Origin of the sequence: Mycobacterium kyorinense, assembly GCF_002101735.1 — a bacterium.
GTDB classification, from domain to species: Bacteria; Actinomycetota; Actinomycetes; order Mycobacteriales; family Mycobacteriaceae; genus Mycobacterium; species Mycobacterium kyorinense.
In genome coordinates this window covers 1-4,622 of the sequence record NZ_LQPE01000052.1, presented here as the reverse complement: position 1 = coordinate 4,622, position 4,622 = coordinate 1, and the positions used below count along the sequence as shown (strand labels likewise).

Annotated in this window: 4 protein-coding genes and 15 tRNA genes; all 19 read right to left on the bottom strand. The window is 64.0% G+C overall.

Features of this window, described 5'->3' with window-relative positions:
* Window positions 1-458, bottom strand: a 458-nt coding sequence (locus tag AWC14_RS08235; protein WP_085241150.1) for a TetR/AcrR family transcriptional regulator, incomplete at its 3' end; no start/stop codon positions are given.
* A gap of 45 nt (window positions 459-503) precedes the next feature.
* Complete coding sequence (locus AWC14_RS08230) at window positions 504-932, bottom strand: DUF6188 family protein (protein WP_084264198.1); 429 nt, start codon at window positions 930-932, stop codon at window positions 504-506.
* A 94-nt stretch (window positions 933-1,026) separates the two neighbouring features.
* Window positions 1,027-1,635, bottom strand: coding sequence for a TetR family transcriptional regulator (locus AWC14_RS08225; protein ID WP_084249069.1), 609 nt, complete (start codon window positions 1,633-1,635; stop codon window positions 1,027-1,029).
* Between the two features lie 740 nt (window positions 1,636-2,375).
* Window positions 2,376-2,461, bottom strand: a tRNA-Ser gene (locus AWC14_RS08215).
* 52 nt (window positions 2,462-2,513) lie between these two features.
* Window positions 2,514-2,587 (bottom strand) — tRNA-Ala (locus AWC14_RS08210).
* A gap of 67 nt (window positions 2,588-2,654) precedes the next feature.
* Window positions 2,655-2,724, bottom strand: a tRNA-Pro gene (locus AWC14_RS08205).
* 17 nt (window positions 2,725-2,741) lie between these two features.
* Window positions 2,742-2,819 (bottom strand) — tRNA-Ile (locus tag AWC14_RS08200).
* A gap of 11 nt (window positions 2,820-2,830) precedes the next feature.
* Window positions 2,831-2,902: transfer RNA gene (locus AWC14_RS28600), tRNA-Glu, on the bottom strand.
* A gap of 27 nt (window positions 2,903-2,929) precedes the next feature.
* Window positions 2,930-3,004: transfer RNA gene (locus AWC14_RS08195), tRNA-Phe, on the bottom strand.
* Window position 3,005: 1 nt separating this feature from the next.
* A tRNA-Glu gene (locus AWC14_RS08190) sits at window positions 3,006-3,079 on the bottom strand.
* Window positions 3,080-3,094: 15 nt separating this feature from the next.
* Window positions 3,095-3,167, bottom strand: a tRNA-Gln gene (locus AWC14_RS08185).
* Between the two features lie 11 nt (window positions 3,168-3,178).
* Window positions 3,179-3,250: transfer RNA gene (locus AWC14_RS08180), tRNA-Gln, on the bottom strand.
* 14 nt (window positions 3,251-3,264) lie between these two features.
* Window positions 3,265-3,349, bottom strand: a tRNA-Tyr gene (locus AWC14_RS08175).
* Window positions 3,350-3,361: 12 nt separating this feature from the next.
* Window positions 3,362-3,433 (bottom strand) — tRNA-Asn (locus AWC14_RS08170).
* Window positions 3,434-3,515: 82 nt separating this feature from the next.
* Window positions 3,516-4,007 (bottom strand): HNH endonuclease, encoded by a 492-nt coding sequence (locus AWC14_RS08165; RefSeq protein ID WP_084024780.1) that lies wholly within the window; start codon window positions 4,005-4,007, stop codon window positions 3,516-3,518.
* A gap of 45 nt (window positions 4,008-4,052) precedes the next feature.
* A tRNA-Met gene (locus tag AWC14_RS08160) sits at window positions 4,053-4,126 on the bottom strand.
* A gap of 12 nt (window positions 4,127-4,138) precedes the next feature.
* A tRNA-Val gene (locus AWC14_RS08155) sits at window positions 4,139-4,210 on the bottom strand.
* A gap of 17 nt (window positions 4,211-4,227) precedes the next feature.
* Window positions 4,228-4,304 (bottom strand) — tRNA-Pro (locus AWC14_RS08150).
* A gap of 153 nt (window positions 4,305-4,457) precedes the next feature.
* A tRNA-Cys gene (locus AWC14_RS28595) sits at window positions 4,458-4,557 on the bottom strand.
* Window positions 4,558-4,622: the final 65 nt, after the last annotated feature.

Below are 4,622 nucleotides of genomic sequence, written 5' to 3'. Positions count from 1 at the left end.
GGTTGCCGGTACTGCTCGATGACGCGAGCGCTCAGACCGGCCAGGGGCTGGCGCGCGTCGCTGTTGGGATCGGGCCCGAGCGCCAACCAGGCCAACGCGGTCAGATGCAGCGGCGCCTCATCAATCAGGGCCGCCTGCCGATGCACCAGCTCGATCAGCTGGTCACGTAGATCGCCCGTGGCCGGCGGCGAGGTCACCTGGGGAAGCAGCCGCTCAAACGCCTCCGCCAGCAGATGGGTGGTGCTCTCGAAGTGCCGATACAGTGTGGTGCGCGCCACTTTCGATAACCGCGTCACCGCGTCCACGGTGACCGCCTCCACCCCGCCGCTGGTCAGCAGCGACGTGGCGGCGTCCAGCAGCCGGGCGCGTGAACGAAGTTTGCGCGGGTCGATGTCGTCGTCGTCGAAAATGCCGTCTGCCCCGCGTGCCGGCGGTCCGGTCGGATCAACTGCGGCCATGGGCGGGCTGGCTCCTACCTAATAGTCCTGCTGTGCAGTGTGGCGCTATCGCGCCACCGCTGGGGTGCTGTCGTGCTCGTCGGGTATGTCGTGGCGCACGACGCGCACCCTGCCCCCGGGTAGGCAGGCCATATAGCCGTGGTATTTGCCGTACAACTCCCACGCCGTCAGGTTCTCATCGCCCGCGACATCGATCCAGTGGCCAGTGGAAAACTCCAGATGCAGGTGGCCATCGTCGTCGTAGAGCGCCCGAGTGCACGTCGATCCCGAAAAATCCAACAGCGGACGCAGCACCACCGGCACATCGTTCGGATCGATGACGACCTCCTCGGGCGGGCAGTCACCCACCGGGGGCACAGTCAAGCGCAGCGGCCCCCAAATGACCAGCTCGTTGTACTCGTCGAGGTCAAGGGCGAGGCCATCCTTGACGGCGACGCGCTGCACGGCGCACCCCTCGATCCACTGGCTCAACATGATCGTCCCTTCGACGCGACGTCAGGTCCTCACCACAAAGACTACCCTTGGTAGCGCTACGCTACTGCGAGTTTCATTATCGCGGCCCTCCGATTCAGATTTTCGAGTGCTCGTCGTCACCGATCAGCAGGCGCATCGCGTGGTCGAGTCGCCGACAGACCTCGGCCGTCGACACCCGCCGGCTCAGCCAGGCGGTCAGATTTGACAACCAAACATCGCAGATAACTGTCGCGATAGCATGCTGCTCCTCGGTGGGCTCACCGCCGCTCATGGCGCGGGCCAGCATGCCTTCGAAGACGTTGGCGGCATGATCAACCTCCGCGGCCGCACTGGCGTCAGCGAACACGAACGCTCGCGTCATCGCTTCCGTCAACCCGGGATTGCGCTGCCATTCCTCGTTGACACGGTCGATCAAACGGCGCAGCCGCTGCTGCGCCGTAGCGCCGCTCGCCGCCCAGTCGTAGCTGGTGTCGAAGCGTTCGAACTCACGCCCCAGCGCCGATACCAACAGATGCACCTTGGATGGGAAGTAGCGGTAGAGCGTTCCGATGGCGATGTCAGCCCGCTCGGCGACATCCCTCATCTGAACAGCGTCATAGCCGCCCTGCGACCCAATCGCCACAACCGCATCCAGGATCAGGGCGCGACGCCCCCGCTTCGGCGTGACGGCAGACCGCAAGTCAGCGAACGCTGCCGCGTTCATGACGGCACCACATAGGAGTTGAGACATCCAGCCGACCAGTGATGCGGGTAACGCCAAGCACCTCACCGGCACCAGTCAATGGCGCCCCGGCGATCGCCGCGGCCGGCGGATCTTCTGCCGACATGGCCCGTGCTCCCCCTTGCGTCCAGCTACCTACACCAAGCACGCTACTACTAGTAGCGGTGCGCTACCAGTAGTACTAGTTTTCGGGAACCGCGCGCGGACGCGATCGAGGACATCTCGTTGGCGACGTCTTGGGGGGACACTGCGAGCAAGAACGCCAGGATGTCCGCTTTGGCGAAGTAGTTAGAAGTGGTGGGTTTAGCGATTCCGGTGCCGACTGCGGCATCTTCGAGCTCTGCTTATCTGCTGACGGTCGCGCATTGATCACGAACACTCGGAAGCGCCGCCCGCATGCCCGCCATCGCCGACATGATCGGCGCCGCCTACCTGGATCCAGAACCCTCCGCGCCGAGCCGCGACCTACACATGTGCACCTGGCGAGCCACCAACCCGCCCGATCACCACATGTATAACACCTCTTGACCAGCCCATATTCAACAAGCTGCCGCTCTCCTTACAGATAAGATCGGGGGAGTTGAACCCATCGATTGCGGAGTCACAGACCGCTGTGTTGCCGTTACACCACGACCGCCATGCGTGGTCGCCGCCTTCGACGTCGCGCGCCCACAGTGGCCCATGATTGGGCCGGCGAGCACGATGTTGCGGAGGCGGAGGTGCGGAGGCGGAGGGATTCGAACCCCCAACCGCGGGTCAAGCGGCGACTCGCTAGCGACGAGCTGCAATACCGTTCTGCCACGCCTCCAAAAGCACACTTACTGAACAGGGCACCTGCGGCCCTAATTCGGCTGTGCGCGTGGAGAATAGGGGATTCGAACCCACTGGCCTCCCGCGTGCAAGGCGGGCGCTCTCCCAACTGAGCTAATTCCCCGTGAACCGCCATCAGAGTAGGCAAGTGGTCCTGATGCCCACAGCCCGCATGATCTGGTGACGCCGGGCGACCATGACGGGATTCGAACCCGCGTCCTCCCGCTCCAGGCGGGCGCTCTACCACTGAGCTACACGGCCAATGACGCTGACGTGTGTGGTTGTCCGGGGAGGGATTGAACCTCCGGCCTCCGCTGTATCAGAGCGGCGCTCTTAACCCACTGAGCTACCGGACACCGGACACCGGCACCCCGTGCGGGACTCGAACCCGCTCCCCCGCTGTGAAAGAGCGGGAGACTAACCCATATCCGAACGGGGCACAGCATGCCTTGGCTGGGGCGATGGGTGCCGCTGACAGGATTTGAACCTGTGACCTTCCGGGCTTCAACCGGGCGCTCTGCCTGAGCTGAGCTACAACGGCGTGGCAGTCCGTACGAGAGTCGAACTCGTGCCGTCTGGCTGAGAACCAGGTGTGCTGCCGCTACACCAACGGACCCCCGGCAGTCCTGGGCTGCCTCGTCAGGACTCGAACCTGAACTGTCCGGAACCAAAATCCGGTGGGCTACCGATTACCCCACGAGGCATCTGAGAAGGGCTGACCCGCCAGGACTCGAACCTAAACCGACTGATCCAGAATCAGCCATGCTACCGATTACACCACGGGTCAATGGGTCTCATGCGTGCGTGCGGGGGGATTCGAACCCCCTGCGCCCCAAGGACAACTGCTTTACAGGCAGCCGCGACTAACCGTATTCGCCTCGCACGCTTGGCATCACAGCTCCCCGAGCAGGACTCGAACCTACAGTCACGGATTAACAGTCCGCTGGTTTACCGGTTAACCGACCGGGGATTGACGCGGCATCGTGCGGGCGGGCGGCGATTACACACACCCTTCAAGTGGTGCTGACGAGCGCCGCCCGCCCGCAATGGAATCAAGCTGGCTGCGGGACCCGACGCCACCGGACCCGGTCGCGCTCCTTGGGTTCGAAGGGTTCGCGGATCAGCCGCATCCCAGCCTCCTGTGGCGTCAGGTCGTCTTTGACACCGTTGCAGTCCTGGCAGGCCGCCACCAGGTTGTACCAGGTGTCCCCGCCGCCGCGCGAGCGAGGCAGAATGTGGTCCACGGTGTCGGCCGGTCCACCGCAGTAGCAGCAGATGTTGCGATCGCGGCGAAGCACCCCGTCGCGGGTGACCCGGTTGTCGGGCTTGTACGGGATGTGCACGTATTCGTGCAGTGCCACCGATACCGGCAGCTCGATCACCAGCGACGGGCTGCGTATATGCACCGCGGGGCTGTGTACGTCGATGACGTAGACCGCACCCCGCAGGATCAGCCGGACCGCCTCTTGCCACGGAATGCGGGACAGCACGCGGTAGTCGGCGTTGTAGACCTCGACGGTCAGATCGGGCATCAGGATCGCCATGGCCGCGTACCTCCTTTCCGTGTCTGTTCGGTCTCGGCGAACTAGTTGCGCGGGCAGGATTTGAACCTGCGACTTCCGGGTTATGAGCCCGGCGGACTTCCGAACTGTCCTACCGCGCAGCGTGTTTGACGTACCCCTGGAGAGAGTCGAACTCCCAACGACCTGCGTGTAAGGCAGGGGCTCTCCCGTTGAGCTAGAGGGGCGTTGCGATCTTGCTGTTTGGTCGGGATGGCACGATTTGAACGTGCAACCGCCTGGCCCCGAACCAGGTGCGCTTCCAAGTTGCGCTACATCCCGTTGGCATCGCCGGAGGGAGTCGATCGCCCCACCCAGGGCAGTTGCACCCCCGCTGTACGACTCGTTGAGGCACCTGAGTCGGCGCGCGGATGATCCGTCAGCCCTAACGGCTCCCTACGCGAGGCAAAACATGGCCCCACCGCGCTGGCGTTGAGCGGTCGGCGGGAGTCGAACCCGCGTCGGCGGCTTTGCAGGCCGCTACCTAAGAGATGACCCGTAATCGTGGCCGGCGGTTCGACGATGATTCGAACGCTGCGCCTGTCGGGTCATACTGGTCGCGTGACGAATAACGTTGTGGACCTTGCCGAGAAGCTATCG

Bases quoted from the DNA above. Each gene is read 5' to 3' on its own strand.
- AWC14_RS08230 (WP_084264198.1), bottom strand. From the start codon at position 932: ATGTTGAGCCAGTGGATCGAGGGGTGCGCCGTGCAGCGCGTCGCCGTC.
- AWC14_RS08225 (WP_084249069.1), bottom strand. From the start codon at position 1,635: ATGAACGCGGCAGCGTTCGCTGACTTGCGGTCTGCCGTCACGCCGAAG.
- AWC14_RS08165 (WP_084024780.1), bottom strand. From the start codon at position 4,007: ATGGCGATCCTGATGCCCGATCTGACCGTCGAGGTCTACAACGCCGAC.